The 15,999-nt window shown below is 71.5% G+C and carries 16 protein-coding genes; 11 read left to right on the forward strand and 5 right to left on the reverse strand.

Annotation, left to right across the window (positions count from 1 at the left end):
* On the forward strand, nucleotides 1–1,457 hold a 1,457-nt coding region (locus AC1DSA_RS24895), incomplete at its 5' end, for an ABC transporter permease (protein ID WP_477893721.1).
* An 86-nt stretch (nucleotides 1,458–1,543) separates the two neighbouring features.
* Here AC1DSA_RS24895 and AC1DSA_RS24900 read toward each other — a convergent pair.
* Nucleotides 1,544–1,942: a hypothetical protein gene (locus tag AC1DSA_RS24900; RefSeq protein ID WP_477893723.1), complete on the reverse strand. Its 399-nt coding sequence runs from the start codon at nucleotides 1,940–1,942 to the stop codon at nucleotides 1,544–1,546.
* A gap of 222 nt (nucleotides 1,943–2,164) precedes the next feature.
* Complete coding sequence (locus AC1DSA_RS24905) at nucleotides 2,165–2,572, reverse strand: hypothetical protein (RefSeq protein ID WP_477893725.1); 408 nt, start codon at nucleotides 2,570–2,572, stop codon at nucleotides 2,165–2,167.
* A gap of 126 nt (nucleotides 2,573–2,698) precedes the next feature.
* Here AC1DSA_RS24905 and AC1DSA_RS24910 point away from each other — a divergent pair, with 126 nt between their 5' ends.
* Complete coding sequence (locus AC1DSA_RS24910) at nucleotides 2,699–3,781, forward strand: lipocalin-like domain-containing protein (protein ID WP_477893727.1); 1,083 nt, start codon at nucleotides 2,699–2,701, stop codon at nucleotides 3,779–3,781.
* A gap of 36 nt (nucleotides 3,782–3,817) precedes the next feature.
* Here AC1DSA_RS24910 and AC1DSA_RS24915 read toward each other — a convergent pair whose 3' ends face one another.
* Together AC1DSA_RS24915 and AC1DSA_RS24920 are read right to left on the reverse strand one after the other, a co-directional pair.
* Nucleotides 3,818–5,029 (reverse strand): CoA transferase, encoded by a 1,212-nt coding sequence (locus AC1DSA_RS24915; RefSeq protein WP_477893729.1) that lies wholly within the window; start codon nucleotides 5,027–5,029, stop codon nucleotides 3,818–3,820.
* Complete coding sequence (locus AC1DSA_RS24920; protein ID WP_477893731.1) at nucleotides 5,026–6,708, reverse strand: acyl-CoA dehydrogenase family protein; 1,683 nt, start codon at nucleotides 6,706–6,708, stop codon at nucleotides 5,026–5,028. Before AC1DSA_RS24920 ends, AC1DSA_RS24915 begins: the two co-directional genes overlap by 4 nt.
* 106 nt (nucleotides 6,709–6,814) lie before the next feature.
* On the opposite strand from AC1DSA_RS24920, the gene AC1DSA_RS24925 reads away from it, so the two are divergent.
* The 8 genes from AC1DSA_RS24925 to AC1DSA_RS24960 all read left to right on the forward strand — a co-directional run bounded on the left by AC1DSA_RS24925 (nucleotide 6,815) and on the right by AC1DSA_RS24960 (nucleotide 12,404).
* On the forward strand, nucleotides 6,815–6,964 hold the full coding sequence (locus AC1DSA_RS24925; protein WP_477893733.1) for a hypothetical protein: 150 nt from the start codon (nucleotides 6,815–6,817) through the stop codon (nucleotides 6,962–6,964).
* Nucleotides 6,965–7,103: 139 nt separating this feature from the next.
* On the forward strand, nucleotides 7,104–7,526 hold the full coding sequence (locus tag AC1DSA_RS24930) for a VOC family protein (protein ID WP_477893735.1): 423 nt from the start codon (nucleotides 7,104–7,106) through the stop codon (nucleotides 7,524–7,526).
* A gap of 122 nt (nucleotides 7,527–7,648) precedes the next feature.
* Complete coding sequence (locus AC1DSA_RS24935) at nucleotides 7,649–8,149, forward strand: hypothetical protein (protein WP_477893737.1); 501 nt, start codon at nucleotides 7,649–7,651, stop codon at nucleotides 8,147–8,149.
* On the forward strand, nucleotides 8,146–8,385 hold the full coding sequence (locus tag AC1DSA_RS24940; protein ID WP_477893739.1) for a DUF1653 domain-containing protein: 240 nt from the start codon (nucleotides 8,146–8,148) through the stop codon (nucleotides 8,383–8,385). Before AC1DSA_RS24935 ends, AC1DSA_RS24940 begins: the two co-directional genes overlap by 4 nt.
* Before the next feature lie 45 nt (nucleotides 8,386–8,430).
* On the forward strand, nucleotides 8,431–9,138 hold the full coding sequence (locus AC1DSA_RS24945) for a DUF899 family protein (RefSeq protein WP_477893741.1): 708 nt from the start codon (nucleotides 8,431–8,433) through the stop codon (nucleotides 9,136–9,138).
* Nucleotides 9,139–9,206: 68 nt separating this feature from the next.
* On the forward strand, nucleotides 9,207–10,937 hold the full coding sequence (locus AC1DSA_RS24950) for a thiamine pyrophosphate-requiring protein (RefSeq protein WP_477893743.1): 1,731 nt from the start codon (nucleotides 9,207–9,209) through the stop codon (nucleotides 10,935–10,937).
* 23 nt (nucleotides 10,938–10,960) lie between these two features.
* On the forward strand, nucleotides 10,961–11,947 hold the full coding sequence (locus AC1DSA_RS24955; protein WP_477893745.1) for a Bug family tripartite tricarboxylate transporter substrate binding protein: 987 nt from the start codon (nucleotides 10,961–10,963) through the stop codon (nucleotides 11,945–11,947).
* A 76-nt stretch (nucleotides 11,948–12,023) separates the two neighbouring features.
* On the forward strand, nucleotides 12,024–12,404 hold the full coding sequence (locus AC1DSA_RS24960) for a cupin domain-containing protein (protein WP_477893747.1): 381 nt from the start codon (nucleotides 12,024–12,026) through the stop codon (nucleotides 12,402–12,404).
* A gap of 45 nt (nucleotides 12,405–12,449) precedes the next feature.
* Here AC1DSA_RS24960 and AC1DSA_RS24965 read toward each other — a convergent pair whose 3' ends face one another.
* On the reverse strand, nucleotides 12,450–14,696 hold the full coding sequence (locus AC1DSA_RS24965; RefSeq protein WP_477893749.1) for a DUF6351 family protein: 2,247 nt from the start codon (nucleotides 14,694–14,696) through the stop codon (nucleotides 12,450–12,452).
* 261 nt (nucleotides 14,697–14,957) lie between these two features.
* Between AC1DSA_RS24965 and AC1DSA_RS24970 the strand changes: the two genes are divergently transcribed.
* Nucleotides 14,958–15,929 carry a Bug family tripartite tricarboxylate transporter substrate binding protein gene (locus AC1DSA_RS24970; protein WP_477893750.1) on the forward strand — a complete coding sequence of 324 codons (972 nt, stop codon included), beginning with the start codon at nucleotides 14,958–14,960 and terminating at the stop codon, nucleotides 15,927–15,929.
* Nucleotides 15,930–15,999: the final 70 nt, after the last annotated feature.

Below are 15,999 nucleotides of genomic sequence, written 5' to 3' on the forward strand. Positions count from 1 at the left end.
CGCTGGGCGTCGCCGCCGCGATGGCAGGCGGCTGGCTGCCGGCGCGCAGCGCCGCGCGCCTGCCGCTGGCGCAGACGCTCAAGGGCCTGGGCACCGCGCTGCCGCGCGGCCGGCAGCACGGGCTTGGCTGGCTCACGCTGGCCGCTGCGCTGCTGCTCGCGCTGCTGCCGCCGGTGGGCGGCATCCCGCTTGCGGCCTACCTGTCGGTCGGCTTGCTGCTGGTGGGCGGCATCGCCGTGCTGCCGGGCGCCGTGGGCGCGCTGTACGACCGGCTGGCACCGCTGGTGGCGCACCGGCTGCTGCCGCTGCTGGCGGTGGAGCGCGCGCGCCGCGTGCGCGAGAGCGCGGCGGTCGCCGTCAGCGGCGTGGTCGCCGCGCTCAGCCTGGCGGTCGCGCTCACCGTGATGGTGGCCAGCTTTCGGCAATCGGTCGCCAATTGGCTGGACGTGCTGCTGCCCGCCGACCTGTACGTTCGCACCAGCAACAGCACCGCATCCAGCGACACCGCCTTCCTCACGCCTCCGTTGGTGCAGGGCCTCGCGCGGCTGCCGGGCGTCGCGCGGGTCGCGACCCAGCGCGTGCGCAGCCTGCTGCTCGACCCCGCACGGCCGCCCGTGACCCTGCTGGCACGGCCGCTGGACGATGCGCGCCAGTCGCTGCCACTGGTGGGCGACACGGTGACGGTGCCCGCGGGCGCCATCCCGGTCTACGTGAGCGAGGCGATGGTCGACCTGTACGGCGCCCGGCGCGGGGAGCGGCTGCGCGTGCTGGAGTCCGCGCTGGCCCCCGGCAACTTCGTGGTCGCCGGCGTCTGGCGCGACTACGTGCGGCAAAGCGGTGCCGTGATCCTCGACCAGCGCGACTACCTGCGCCTGACCGGCGACACGCGCGTCAACGACGCGCAGCTGTGGCTCGTGCCAGGCGCGTCCCTGGAGGATGTGCAGGCCCGGGTGCGCGCGCTGGTGCAGCAGGAGGCGGGGCAGCCGGACCTGGTGGAGTTCGCCTCGGCCGGGCAGGTGCGCGCGATCTCGCTGCGCATCTTCGACCGCAGCTTCGCCGTCACCTACTGGCTGCAGGCCGTGGCGATCGCGATCGGCCTGTTCGGCGTGGCGGCCAGCTTCAGCGCGCAGGTGCTGGCGCGCCGCAAGGAATTCGGGCTGCTCGCGCACCTGGGCCTGACGCGCCGGCAGATCCTGACCGTCGTGGCCGGCGAAGGCGCGGCGTGGACCTTCATCGGCGCACTGGCGGGACTGGCGCTGGGGCTGGGCGTGGCCGTGGTGCTGGTGCACGTGGTCAATCCGCAAAGCTTCCACTGGACCATGGACCTGCTGCTGCCCTGGGCGCGCCTGCTCGCGCTGTGCGCGGCGGTCGTGGTGGCGGGCACCGTCACGGCCTGGCTGGCCGGACGCGCGGCGGCCGGCCGCGATGCGGTGCTCGCGGTCAAGGAAGACTGGTGAAGGGCGCGGCGGCGAGGCCGGGGTCCGCCGCGTCAGCGACGGGTTGGAAGCTTCGCAGGATCACGCCTGGACACTAGAGAGATGGGTCAGGGCTTCACGCCGCCGGCTGTCGCATCGTGGCCTGCGTCTGCAGGCGCGCTGTCCTCGGGCACCGTTTCGTCGCTGCTCGCATCTCCCGGGTTCATCGCAGCACCCGCGGCAGCACCACCGAGGGCGCCGGCAACGGCACCCAGCGTGCCCCCGACCGCCACACCCACCGGTCCCCCCACCACTGCGCCGATGGTGGCACCGACCGCCGCACCGCCCACCACACCGCCACCCGTCAGCACGGACTTGGCCTCGCGCTCGGCTTCCTCGGGTTCCAGGGGAATCTGCGCCGCAGGGTCCGGGTCCTGCGACGGAACACCGTGGCCGGGACGGGCCTGCTCGGCAAGGTCCGGGTCGCGAGGTTCGGTGTGCGACGGCACCGTGGCGGATGGGTTCACTTGGGTCTCCTCGGGAGGTTGACGATCGGACGAGCCGGAAGCTCGTCCTCACCTTTGATACGACCCGTCCCGCCGCGGTAGCGTCCTCCTGCGGGCCGAAGCGATGTCAGTCAAGAAGACGCACGCGTGTGGGATCGCCCCCCGAAGCGCAAATCGCCTGCGCCCCCATCGCATCCGCTTGGCAAGCCTTGGCTGTCGGAGCGAACCGCCGACAAGGCATGCTCAATCCGCGCGCTGCAGCTCCGAAGCCTTCGGGCATTGCGCCGCGTTCTGCGAGCGGCCGGTGTCCAGCGCGCCATCGCGGTAGTGGCAGTCGTACGTGCCGCCGCCCGGCACGCGCCCGGTCAGGCGGCTCACGCGGCCGCGGTCGAACTGGTAGGTGGCCAGCACCTGCATCGCCTCGGGACGCTGGCGCTCGCCGTACCAGACGCGCTGGCAGCCGGTGTGGCCCGACGGCAGCTTGCCGGGATAGGTCGCGATGTCCATGCCTTCGCGCACGCCGAACACCGCACCGGACGGCACGGTCGCGGACTCGCAACTGCCGGCCGGCTGCTGCTGCGCGAACGGGCCGCTCGCGCAGCTGGCGAGCAGCCAGGCCGAGGACAGGATCATTGTTCCGAGGATTCGCATGAAAGCTCCCTTGTGGTTGTCGGCGTCGACGGTCCGTGCCGCCGCGCCGTGGTGCCAATCCAGCCTAGCACGGCCTGCCGCGCGCAGGGTCAGCCGCGGCCGCGAACTCCGCGAGAATGGCGCTCGATGAAGCAGCCCAACCGCCCCACCGTCCCGCTGCTGCGGCGGCGTCCGCTGCTGGCCGCCCTGCCCGCGCTGGCCTTCGCGCCTGCCGCCTGGTCCCTGCCGCCGCTGCGCATGACGTTCCCGCGCGACCATGGCGCTCATCCGCAGCGGCGCACCGAGTGGTGGTACATCACCGGTCAGGCGCAGGCGGGCGACCGGACCTTCGGATTCCAGGTCACGTTCTTTCGCAGCCGGGTCGAGTCGACGCAGGCCATGCAGTCGAAGTTCGCCGCGAAGCAGATCCTGTTCGCGCACGCGGCAGTGACCGACGTGCAGGGCGCCAAGCTCTGGCACGACGACCGCATCGCCCGCGAAGGCATGGACATCGCGCTGGCGGCTGAGGACGACGCGCGTCTGCGCCTGCGCGACTGGTCGCTGCTGCGCGAGGGCGATGCCTGGCACGCCGTGGTGCCGGCCGCGGGCTTCGCGCTGGACCTGCGCTGCGCGGCCACGCAGCCCGCGCTGCTGCAGGGCCGGCAGGGACTGTCGCGCAAGGGGCCGCGCGAGGACCAGGCGAGCTACTACTACAGCCTGCCCCAGCTGGCGGTGGCCGGCAGGATCTCGCTGCAGGGCCGCGACTTCCAGGTCAGCGGCAAGGCCTGGATGGACCACGAATGGAGCGACGAATACCTGGCGGCCGAGGCCGTGGGCTGGGACTGGATCGGCATGAACCTGGACGACGGCAGCGCGCTGATGGGCTTTCGCATCCGCCGCAAGGACGGCAGCACGCTGTGGGACGGTGGCGCCTTCCGCAGCGCCCAAGGCGATCTCTACGTCGCCAGTCCGGGCGAGACGGAGTTCCGCCCGCAGCGGCGCTGGACCAGCGCGCTGTCGGGCGCGAGCTACCCGGTGGAATGGATGGTGCGCACGCCGGCGGACATCTACACGGTGCGCGCGGTGATCGACAACCAGGAGCTGGACAGCCGCAACTCCACCGGCGCGATCTACTGGGAAGGACTGGCCGACCTCATCGACAGCCAGGGCCGGCGCGTGGGCCGCGGCTACCTGGAGATGACGGGCTACGCGGGCCGCCTGCGCATGTGACGGCGGCGCGTCCCTGGCCGCCGTGCCGCCCTGCGCTCACCGCACCGGCGCCACCACCTTGCGCGCGGCGAGCTGGCCGAACTCCGACTGCGACAGGCCCAGCAGTTCCTGCAGCACCTGCTCGGTGTGCTCGCCCAGCCGCGGCGCGGGCGCGGCCGGCACGCGTTGCCGCGCGGAGAAGTCCAGCGGCAGGCCCGCCGCCAGCATCTCGCCGACCCCGGGCTGGGTGATGGTGGAGAACATCGGGTTGGCGGGCGAGCACTCGGGGTCGTCGCGCACCAGCTGGGCTATGTCCTGGTAGCGGTCCCAGCACACGCGCAGCCGATCGAAGACCGGCGCCAGCTCGGCCAGCGTGCGCGCAGCGATCCGGGGCGCGACGATGGCTTCGAGCTCGCGCCGCGCGCGGAAGCGGTTGCCTTCCTCCCCGAGGTCCAGGCCCAGGCGCGCCGCGAGCGCATCCACCTCGGGCTGCATGGCGAGCGCTTCGCACAGGGACTTCCACTGGTTGGCGGTCAGCCCCACCACCATCACGCGCTGGCCATCGGCGGTGCGGAAGTCGCGCCCGAAGGCGCCGAACAGCTCGTTGCCGTGGCGCTGGCGCGGCGCGCCGCGGCGGGCCTCCTCGATGAAGCCCAGGTGGTTCATCACGGCCAGCCCCACGTCCTGCAGAGCGAGCTTCACGTGCTGGCCCTCGCCGGTGCGTCGGCGATGCCGCTCCGCCGCCAGCAGGCCCACCGCGACCATCTGGCCCGTGACCAGGTCCCAGGCCGGCAGCACGTGGTTGACGGGTTCGTCGCCGCCCGGCTCGCCGGTGAACAGCGGCACGCCCATGCGCGCGTTGACGGTGTAGTCCACCGCCGAGCCGCCGTGGCGGTCGCCCATCAGCGTGAGCTGGATCAGGTCGGCGCGGCGCGCGCGCAGCTTGTCGGGGTCCAGCCAGCCGCGCGGCGGGAAGTTGGTGAGGAACAGGCCGGCGTCGTCGCCCGGCGCGGTGACCAGCTCCATCGCGAGCTCGCGTCCCTCGGGCGACGACAGGTCCAGCGCCACCGAGCGCTTGGACTTGTTGAGGCCGCACCAGAACAGGCTGGTGCCCTCCTCGGTCACGGGCCAGCGGCGGTAGTCGAGGCCGCCGCCCAACGTGTCGATGCGGATCACGTCGGCGCCCATCTGCGCCAGCGTCATGCCGCCCAGGGGCGCCGCCACGAAGGCGGCCGCTTCGACGACGCGCAGGCCGGACAGGATGCTCATGCCGCGCTCCCTTCCACGCCCAGCGCGCGCTCCAGCAGGCTGCGCGCCACCACCTTCAGGGCCAGCGTCTCCTCGGCCCCCTCGAAGATCGACAGCACCCGCGCGTCCACGAAGTAACGGCTGACCGCCGACTCCTCGGCGTAGCCCATGCCGCCGTGCAGTTGCAGCGCCTCGCGCGTGACCATCTCGGCGGAGCGGCAGGCCAGCAGCTTGACCAGGCTCGCTTCCATCCGGCCTTCTCCCGCATCGACCAGGCCGGCCACGCGGCAGGCGAACTGCCGGCACACCGCCAGCCGCGCGCCCATGCGTGCCAGCTTGGCGCGCGTCAGCGGAAAGTCGGCCAGCGGCTGGCCGAACACCTTGCGGTCCTCGCAGTAGCGGATCGCCGCGCGCAGCGCCGCGCGCATGACGCCGCAGGCGCGCGCCGCCGTCTGCATGCGCCCGCCCACCATGCCCGCCATCGTGTAGTAGAAGCCCTTGCCCAGGCCCGCCTCGCCGCCCACCAGGTTGTCCTCCGGCACGAAGTAGTCCTCGAAAGCGAGGTCGAAGGAGTGCATGCCGCGGTAGCCGATGGTGGGGATCGCGCGGCCCTTGAGCGTGCCGCCGCCCTCCTGACGGACCTCGAACTCGTGGCCGTCGAACGAGGGCTTTTCCACCAGCAGCAGGCTCAGTCCCTTGTGGCCCAGCGAACGGTCGGCGTCCGTGCGCGCCACCACCATCAGCACGCCGGCCTTGCCCGCGAAGGTGCACCAGGTCTTGGCGCCATTGAGTTTCCAGCCGCCCGGCACATGGGACGCGCGCAGCGTGAGGCCGGCGACGTCGGAGCCGTGGTCCGGCTCGGTGATCGCGATCGCGCACAGCGGGTCGCCCGCGGCCAGCCGCGGCAGCCAGCGGCCCTGCTGCTCGCGCGTGCCGCCGGCCAGCAGCGCCCGGGTGAGGATCTCCGGCCGCGTGATCAGGCTGCCGGCGGCGGCCAGCGAGCCTTCCGACAGGGCCTCCGTCACCAGCACCATCAGCAACGCATCCTCGCGGTCATCGGGCGCGCTGCCGCCGTACTGCTCTGGCACCGACAGGCCGAACACCCCCATCTCGCGAAGTTGCTGCAGCAGCGACTCGGGCACGGTGAGGTTGTCGCGGTGGATCGCTTCCGCCTGCGGCGCCACCACCTCGGCGGAGAAGCGGCGGAAGGATTCCTGCGCCAGCGCATGCGGCTCGTCCAGCGGCACCACGCCGACCTCGCCGGCCGCCGCCGCCACGGCGCGTCCCGCGGCATCGAGCGCCTGCGCGCCGCCGGCGGACTGGCGCAGCGCATCCCAGGCCGGGTCGTCCCGCAGGGCGCGCAGTCCGGCGAGCGGCAGGCCCAGTTCCAGCGACAGCGTCTCCAGCCGGCCCAGCACGGCAGCGCCGGCTTCGACGGCGAACAGCAGGGCCAGCCGCGCGTCCAGCTCGCTGCTGTTCCGTCCGATGGTGGCGAGTCCCGCCTGCGCCGCCAGCAGGTCGGCCGCGGCCCAGGCGAGTTCGAAGCACGCCACCTGCTCGGCGTCCAGCTTGCGGCCACTGAGGCGCTGCCCGTCGCTGCAGCGTTGCGCGAGAGCGGCCGTCACTTCATCGAAACAGCGGCGCAGGGTCGCTAGCGACTTGTGGGCGGTGGCGCCTTGCGGCGCGAATGCGATGGGCATGGGATCTCCTGGTCGGCAGCAATTTTGCGGCATGGGCGCAGGTGCCCCGGCACTTCCGGACCGCGGGAGTACAGTCGGGCAGGCAGCCGCACGACAAGGAGCACGCATGCACAAGACCCTCACCGCCCTCGGCTTGCTGGCGCTGCTCGGGCTGGCGGGCTGCTCCGGCTTCGGCCCGGTGGACCTGCGGTCACCCTGCGCCACCAGTCCAGGCAGCTACGAGTGCCAGGTCGAGCGCTACAACCGCGCCGTCTAGGAGCCTGCGCGGCAGCGAAACGAGCCCGCTCGCACGGTCGGGCGACGAAGTAGCCCGGCCGCAGCTCGCGCGTGCGCCTGGACCCCGCGCGCCGCTGGCAGCGCCATACTGCTCGCACCATGGAAATCAGCGAAGCACCATGAAGCCGCGCGTCACACTGGTCACCCTCGCCGTGGACGACCTCGAGCGGGCGCTGCGCTTCTACCGCGATGGGCTGGGCCTGCCCACGGCCGGCATCGTCGGCCAGGAGTTCGAGCACGGCGCGGTCGCCTTCTTCGACCTCGCGCTGGGCCTGAAGCTGGCCGTGTGGCCGCGCCGGAGCCTGGCCCACGACAGCGGCCTGCCGGTCACCCCGCGCAGCCCCACCGAGTTCAGCCTCGCGCACAACGTCGCCTCGCGCGAGGAGGTCGATGCCGTGATGGAGGAAGCCCGGCGCGCCGGCGCCATCGTCACCAAGCCGGCCGGCCCGACCTTCTGGGGCGGCTATGCCGGCTACTTCCAGGACCCCGACGGCCACCTGTGGGAGGTGGCGTTCAACGCGGCGATGATTCCGAAGGACTGAAGCCGGGCGTCCACACCGAAACGCGACGGGGCCGTCCAAAGTTCACGCGGCGGCGTTCCCGTTGCGGCACCGGGACGGCGGCAGCCAATGCCCGGGCTAGACTCACCGGCAGGAGTCCCACCATGTCTTACCGCCGAATCGCCGTCGTGGCCCTCGCCCTGCTTGCCCTGCCGGCCTGCTGGGCGCAGCAAGCCAGTTCCATCGCCACCAAGGCCCGCGACGACGCCAGCCTGTACGTGAGCACCGGCAACTTCATCGTCGGCCGCATCGCCCGCGAATGCCTGTCGCTGGTGGGCCGCATGGAAACCCCGCAGGCTTTCGTCAGCGAGTGGCAGCGGCGCAATGCGCGCTACGTCGCGGCATCGGCCAAGTACATGGACAAGCGCGTGGAAGAGGTCGCGGCCACGGGCGGGCCCGAGAAGCGCGACGCCATCGTGCGCGAACTGCGCACCGCGGTGCAGGGCCCCGGCGACGCCGTGGTGCGCAACATGCTGGGCAACGACCACAAGGCGGAGTCGTGCATGCGGGCGATCACCCTGCTGGACACGGGCGCGCTCGACATCTCGTCCAAGACGCCGATGTACGCCGACCTGGAAGCGCTGGTGCGCTGGGCCGAGCAATGAGCGACCTGCCGCCACTGCCGGCGACTCCGGCCGGCCGCTACCGCCACTACAAGGGCGGCGAGTACGAGGTGCTGGGCGCGGCGCGACACAGCGAAACGCTGGAGCCGCTGGTGGTGTACCGGCCGCTCTACAACGACTCCGGCTGGTGGGTGCGGCCGCACGCGATGTTCTTCGGCGAAGTCGATGTGGACGGCCGCAAGGTCGCGCGTTTCCAGCCCTTGTCCTCCCCTCGCTGAGCTGGCCGTCGCGGCATACTGGCCGCTGCAGCCCCAGGAGATTCCATGGCCTCCGTACCCGACCTCGTGCCTGCGGCCGAGCTGGCCCGGCGCAACCACGCGCACTTCCCCAACGAAAGCATGGCCTACCGCCAGGCGCGCAACGCGCTGCTGGTCGAGGAGCTCGAACTGCGCCGCCACATGGAGCGCGTGTCGGCGCTGCGGCGGGCCCTGCCGCCCGGCGGTGAAGTGAAGAAGGACTATCGCTTCGCGGGCGAGCAGGGGCCGGTGACGCTGCGCGACATGTTCGGGGCGCACGACACGCTGATCGTCTACAGCTACATGTTCGGCCCGCAGCGCGAGCGCCCCTGCCCCATGTGCACTTCGCTGATGGCGTCCTGGGACCACAAGGTGCCGGACATCGAACAGCGCGTGGCGCTGGCGGCCGTGGCGCGCTCGCCGATCGAGCGGCTGGTGGAAGCCAGGCGCGAGCGCGGCTGGACCCAGCTGAAGGTCTACTCGGACGGCGACGGCGCCTTCACCCGCGACTACGTGAACGCCGAGGATGCCGACGTGCCGGGCTACACCGTGTTCACGCGCAAGGACGGCGCGATCCGCCACTTCTGGAGCGGCGAGATGAATGGCGAGATGGCCGATCCGGGCCAGGACCCGCGCGGCGCGCCCGACCTCGATCCGCTGTGGCTGCTGCTGGACACCACGCCGGATGGCCGCGGCACGGCCTGGTATCCCAAGCTGGACTACCCGCCGCGCTGACTCTGGCGGCGCCGGGCGGGTTTCCCCCAGCCGGTGCGCCGCGAACCGCCGCCTATGCTGCGGCGGCAATGCCCGATCCACAGCGCCGCAGCACGGCCCACCATTTCCTCGATGGCCTCGCCGAAGCCGGCATCGAGCACCTGTTTTCCAACCTCGGCACCGACCACGTGTCGCTGATCGAGGCCATGGCGCAGTTCACGCGCGAAGGCCGTCCGCAGCCCAACGTGGTGCTGTGCCCGCACGAGAACGTCGCGATCCACATGGCCGCGGGCTACGCCGCCGTCACCGGCCGCGGCCAGGGCGTGCTGGTGCACGTGGACGCCGGCACCGCCAACGCGGCGATGGGCATGCACAACCTGTTCCGCTCGCGCTGGCCGGTGCTGCTGATGGCGGGCCAGTCGCCCTTCACGCTGCGCGGCGAACTGCCCGGCTCGCGCGACAACTACGTGCACTTCGTCCAGGACCCCTTCGACATCGGCAGCCTGGTGCGGCCCTACGTGAAGTGGGAATACGCGCTGCCCAGCGGCGTGGTGGCCAAGGAGGTGCTGCGCCGCGCGCATAGCGTGATGCACAGCGACCCGCCCGGCCCCGTGTACCTGACGCTGCCGCGCGAGACGCTGGCGGAGGAGTGGGAGGACGCGCGCGTGGCGAGCTTTCCGGCCGCGCGCTTCGGGCCCGTGCACGCGGGCGGCCTCCCGCAGGAAAGCGCCGGTGAGATCGCACGCGCCCTGCTGCAGGCAAGCAAGCCGGTGGTGATCACCTCCTACCTGGGACGCAAGCCGGAAGCGGTCGCCGCGCTGGAGGCGCTGGCGATGGAATGCGGGATCCGCGTGCACGAGTTCATGCCCACGGCGATGAACGTGTCGCGCGCCTCGCCCTGCTTCGGCGGCTTCGATCCGGCGAAGGCACTGGCCGGCGCCGACCTGTGCCTGCTGCTGGACGTGGACGTGCCGTGGCTGCCCAAGTTCCTGCAGCCTGAGGCCGGCACGCGCTTCGTGCACGTCGACGTCGACGCGCTCAAGAAGGACTTCCCCATGTGGGGCTTCGCCACCGACCTGCGCGTGCAGGCGGACTGCGCGCAGGCCCTGCCGCAGATCCTGCAGGCGGTGCGTGCGCAGGCCGACGAGGCCTTCCGAACGCGGGTGCGCGATCGCACCGCCGGCTGGACGCGCGAGCGGGACGAGCGCACGCAAGCCCTCGCGGCCGCAGCCACGCAACCCGGCACGCGCGATGCCATCGCCCCGGCCTTCGTCTGCGCCGCCATCGACCGCGCGATCGGCGAGCACGACATCGTCGTCAACGAGGCGATCCGCAATTCGCCGTCCGTGCTGACGCAGATCCTGCGCACCCAACCCGGCACGCTGCTCGGATGTGCGGGCGGCGGCCTCGGCTACAGCGGCGGCATGGCGCTGGGCGCGAAGCTCGCGCGGCCCGGGCGGCGCGTGGTGCAGGTGGTGGGCGACGGCGGCTTCCACTTCTCCACGCCCACGTCGGTGTACGCGGTGGCCCAGCGCTACCGGCTTCCCATCCTCACCGTGGTGCTGGACAACGGCGGCTGGCAGGCAGTCAAGGAAGCGGTGCTGCGCGTCTACCCCGATGGAGAGGCGGCACAGGGGCGCCAGTTCCACGCCCAGCTGACCGGCGAGGTGCGGCGCTTCGACCAGGTGGCGCAGGCTTTCGGCGCCCACGGCGAACACGCGCGCGAGCCCGGCGAACTCGAAGCGGCGCTGCGCCGCTGCATCCAGGCGGTCGACGACGGCCGTGCGGCGGTGCTGCACGTGCAGGTGGCCGCGCCCTAGCCATCCCGAATCAGGAGACCCCCATGAAGCGCAAGCAGTTCGTCCAGTCCCTCGCCGGTGCGGCGCTCGTCGCGCTCGCACTGCCCGCGGGCGCGCAGGCTCAACCCGATCCGGCGGCGGCGTATCCCAGCAAGCCGATCCGCATCGTCGTGGGCTATGCGCCCGGCGGCGCCAATGACATCCTGGCGCGCATCCTCGCGCAGAAGATGCAGGAAGGCCTGGGCCGCGAGGTGGTGGTGGAGAACAAGCCCAGCACCGGCGCCATCGTCGGCAGCGTCGCGGTCGCGAACGCGGCGCCCGACGGCTACACGCTGCTGATGGGCGCCAGCGGCCCCATCGTGTTCAACCCGGCGCTGTACGACAAGCTGCCCTACAACCCGGTGAAGGACCTGGTGCCGGTGTCCGTCGTGGGCACCTTCCCGCTGGTGCTGTCGGTGGGCGCCCATGCGCCCTTCCGGAACGTGCAGGAACTCGTCGCCTACACGAAGGCCAACCCGGAGAAGTCCAACTACGGCTCCAGCGCGGCGTCCTTCCGGCTGGCCACCGAACTGCTCAAGAGCAAGACCGGCATCCGCGCGGAACACATCCCGTACAAGGGCAGCATGGAGTCGGTCAACGCGGTGGCCTCGGGCCAGCTGACGCTGACGCTGGTGGATTCCGGCCCCGCGGTCGGCCCGATCAAGGGCGGGCTGATGAAGGGCCTGGCCGTCACTTCGCCGCAGCGCATCGCTGCCCTGCCCGACGTGCCCACCATGGCCGAGCAGGGCATCGACCTGACCATCCAGTTCTGGAGCGGCCTGCTGGCGCCCGCCGGCACGCCCAAGGCGATCGTCGACAAGATCGCGGCGGAGGTGCAGCGCATCGTCAAGCTGCCGGACGTGCGCGCCCGCATGCAGGCGCTCGCGATCGACCCGGCCGGCAGTTCGCCCGAGGAGTTCGCGCGCCTGATCGCCAGCGAGATTCCGCTGTGGACCAGCGTCGCGCGCGCCAACAACATCCGCGCCGATTGACGCGGCAGGGCAGCCGTCCTACATACTGTCGGCCTGCGCCCCGCCAAGATGGGCGGGAAAGACGCGAGGTGAAACCATGGCCCTGCCCCACGCGCAACCCCTGGACGTGATCAGCGTCGCCCCGCTGGGCGAGCGGCTGCACGGCGCGGTCAGCACCAGCCTGATCAAGACCGACCGCATCCAGCTGCTGCACCTGGTGCTCGCGCCGCACCAGGACATGCCGCAGCACCACGTGGACGACGAATGCACCATCCACTGCCTGGAAGGCGAGGTGGAGGTGGTGATGGGCGCGGGCGTGCGCCACCTGCGCGCCGGCCACGTGGTCGTGCTGCCCGCGAAGGAAAAGCATTCGGTGCGCGCGCGCACCGAATCCGCGCTGCTGCTCACGCTGCTGCTGCGCGGCGGCGATGCCGGCAACCAGGGTGGCTCCAGCCACCGGCGGCCGGACGGCGCATGACAAAGCGGGGCGCCGCGCGCCCCGCCCGCTCCTTCACTCTCTCCTTCAGAATGACAGCCAGGTGCCCACGAGGCCCTGTTGCTCGACGCCCGGCACCGCGTAGTTGCACACGCCCGCCGGGTAGATCGCCTGCAGCCGCGTCAATTGCGCCGGCGTGAAGCCCGCGTAGTCGCCCGCCGCCACCGGCTTGAGCGTGCACTTGATGACGTCGGCGGCGACCGGCGCGCCGGCGATGGCGCGCGGCGCCGGCGGCACCGGGTAGATGGTTGCGCACTGGCCGGCATTCATCTGCTGCGTCTCGGCGATGAAGGTCGGCGTCGCGTCGCGCGTGTTGCAGCCTTCGCGCAGCCCCGACGGCTTGTTGCGCACGACCTTCTCGTGCGCGGTACCGGGCGCGTTGTCGGCCTGGATCGCGGCGATCCACTGGTCCATCTGGGCCAGCGCGGACAGCAGCAGCGGGCTGTCGCTCGAGTAGTAGCCGTAGCGGAAGTCCTCGTGCAGCATCACCTGGTTGGCCGCGTCGCCATTGGCCTTCACCAGCCGCTCGCGCATCGAGAACGAGTGGTAGCGCAGGTGGATGTCGCCGCCGGCGTTGCCATCGGCATAGGCGCGGTAGTCGATGATGGGCAGGCCGCGCAGCCCGCCGCCGGCGTTGACCAGCCGCCCGGTGCGGTAGGCGTGGCGCGTCGCGATCAGGTCGGCCTGCGTGCGGGCCGGCTGGAAGTGCGCATCCACGTCGTAGCCGCCGACGCGTTCGTTGAGGTCCAGGAACTGGTCCGCCGTGATCACGCCCGAGCGCAGGGCGGCCAGGCCGTACTGCACGCCGACGTTGTCGATCGGCCGGCGCGCGAAACCCGTGGCCGGATCGCGTCCGAGCAGGTTCACCGCGTGGTCGTACACGTCGCAGCGGGCGCCGGTCGGATTGGTCACCGGGTCATAGCGCAGCGCCACGGGCAGCACGGACGGGCAGAACGTGCGCGTGGAGCCATCGAGCGCGGTCCACAGGTTGGGGGCGATGCGCATGGCGCCGTTGTAGACCGTGTCGGTGAACATGGTCTCCAGGTTCTGGATGCCGGCCACCTGCCGCTGCTGCTCGTTCGTGAACGTGCCGGGCGCCGTGTTGCGGAAGTAGTTGCCCAGCAACCGCATGTCGGTGATCGCGTACACCGTCGCGAACATGACCTCGGGGAAGCTGCAGCCGGGAAGGATGCCGTCCAGCAGCCCGGGATAGTTGTCGCCGATCTGGTACTGCTGGTAGGAGCCGCCCGAGCAGCCCCAGCCGATCGTGTAGCGCGGCGGGCCATAGGTTTCGATGAAGCGCTCCTTCACCATCGCCATCGACTCCGCCGGCGTGACGTCCTGGCAGTTGTTGCCGAACACGTTCAGCGACGAGGACGCCAGGGCATAGCCTTGCTTGAGGATGTTGTGGTCCAGCACGCCGCCGGTGCTGTTGCCCTGCCGGTACCAGCCGCCGGTGCAGCCGCCGCCGAAGGTGTAGACCAGCTTGCCATTCCAGCCGCCCGGCTTGGCGACCGGCGATGGAGCGGCGTCGGCCGTCGGGTCATGCAGCACGGCGGTCTGGTAGATCGACCGGTTCAGCGTGCCGGTCTCGATGCGCACGATGTAGGGCACCGTGTGGCCTTCTGAGGTGGTGGTCGTGCCGGCGTCGGCCGGCACCGCCGTCGTGGACGGCAGCGCGACGAAGTTGCCTGCGGCATTGCGGTACACGTAATCCACGCGGGTGTCGACCGCGCACGCGGGCGCGACGGAGGCCGGCAGGAACGGTCCGCCCGGGAAGATCCGGAACGTGCTGGTCTGGCAGATGAAGGGCGTCTCCCAGGGACCGCTGAACATCGGGCCCTGCCGCGGGTAGTTCGTGACCTGCTGCGAGATGCTGAAGCTGAAGGGACTCTGCCCGCGGTTCGCCTGCACCGTCAGCGTGTTGGTGCCATTCACGAGCCCGGTGGCGAGCACGTAGTACCGGCCCTCGCTCGCCTGCAGGAAATTCGCCGCGACCTCGGACCCGTTGACGAGCAGCTTCGGGTCGGAGCTGCCGGGGACTCCCGAGACTTGTAGCAGCGTGTCACCGCCGCTGACCCATTCCGGCTTCGACGACACGACCGCCAGCGACAGCGGTCCGCTGCCGCCCGGGTCGCCGACGCGCTTCGACTGCGCATCGCCGGAGCCGGAGCCGCCGCCGCACGCCGCCAACACCACGGCGAACGAAAGAACGCCGATTCCACCGAGCGCGCGCGCTGTCGCGCGTCCCCGGACCGAGCTCGAGATGTCCATGGATGCCTCCAGTTCTGTCTTGCGTGTGCCGTGTCGCAACGGACCCTGCGACGCACGGGGAGGCCATTCTGGAAGCGGAGTTGCGCTGGGCCTGCTCGGCCGCCACGCAATAAATCGTTGCATCTTCAGGGAATAAGTGTCCCCTCCGCATCGGTGGCGCGAAACTGAGTAGGAAGGTACGCGCCCTGCAGCTCGGCAGGTCTGCGCCCTTTGCAGCGCTGCGTGGCAGCCCTAGCATGGCCGCTTCACCGGAGGTCCTCCATGCCCGTTCGCTTCTTCGCCGCCGTTGTCGGTGCCGCCTTCCTGCTGCTGCCCGCCCCCGGCTTCACGCAGGCGGCCTGGCCAGCGAAGGCGATCCGCATCCTGGTGGGCTCGCCGCCGGGCGGCCCTTCGGACATCGTCACGCGCATCTTCGCGGAGCAACTGAGCCAGCGCGTCAGGCAGCCGGTGGTGGTGGAGAACCGCGCCGGCGTCGGCAACAGCCTCGCAGCCGGAGTCGCGGCCAAGTCCGAACCCGATGGCTACACGCTGGTGCTGAGCCCCGACACGGTGGTCACGGTCAATCCGCTTGTCTATCCCAGGCTGAACTTCGATGCGCGCACCGAGCTGGTCAACGTGTCCGTGATCGCCGCCTTCACGCAGATGCTGGTCTGCAATCCGAAGACGGGCGTGCAGACGGTCCCCGAACTGCTGGCCAAGGCCAAGGCGGGCCGCATGACCTATGCGTCGGGCGGCCCCGGCGTGCCCGGCCACCTGGCGGCGGAAATGCTGCTGCAGACCGCCGGCGCGAAGATGGAACACATCCCGTACAGGGGCCCGGCGCCGGCGACGCTGGCGGTGCTTTCCGGCGAGGCGGACTGCGGCTTCCTGGCAACGCCCACCGTGCTGCCGCACGTGAAGGCCGGCAAGCTCAACGCGCTCGCCGTGTCGTCCGCGGAGCCGTCGCCGCTGGCGCCGGAGGTGCCGACGCTGGCCAAGGCGCTGAACCAGCCCGACCTGGACATCAGCTTCAGGCTGGTGCTGCAGGCGCCGAGGGGCACGCCCGCGCCCATCGTCGCGGAACTGGAGCGCGCAGTCATGGAGATCATGAAGAAGCCCGAGGTGCGCACGAAGCTGCAGGCGTCCGACCTGCTCGCGATCGGCAGCAGCACGAAGGACGCCGAAGCGGCGATGAAGGCGGAAAGCGCGCGCTGGGAGCCGGTGGTGAAGCGGCTCGAAATCAAGTCGGAGTGAGGGTCGGGAGCGCGATGTCGAGCGCCGCGTGCCCTCACCCCAGCCCTCTCCCAGGCGGAGAGGGAGCAAG

Source organism: Ramlibacter sp. P4_H7, from assembly GCF_056400765.1.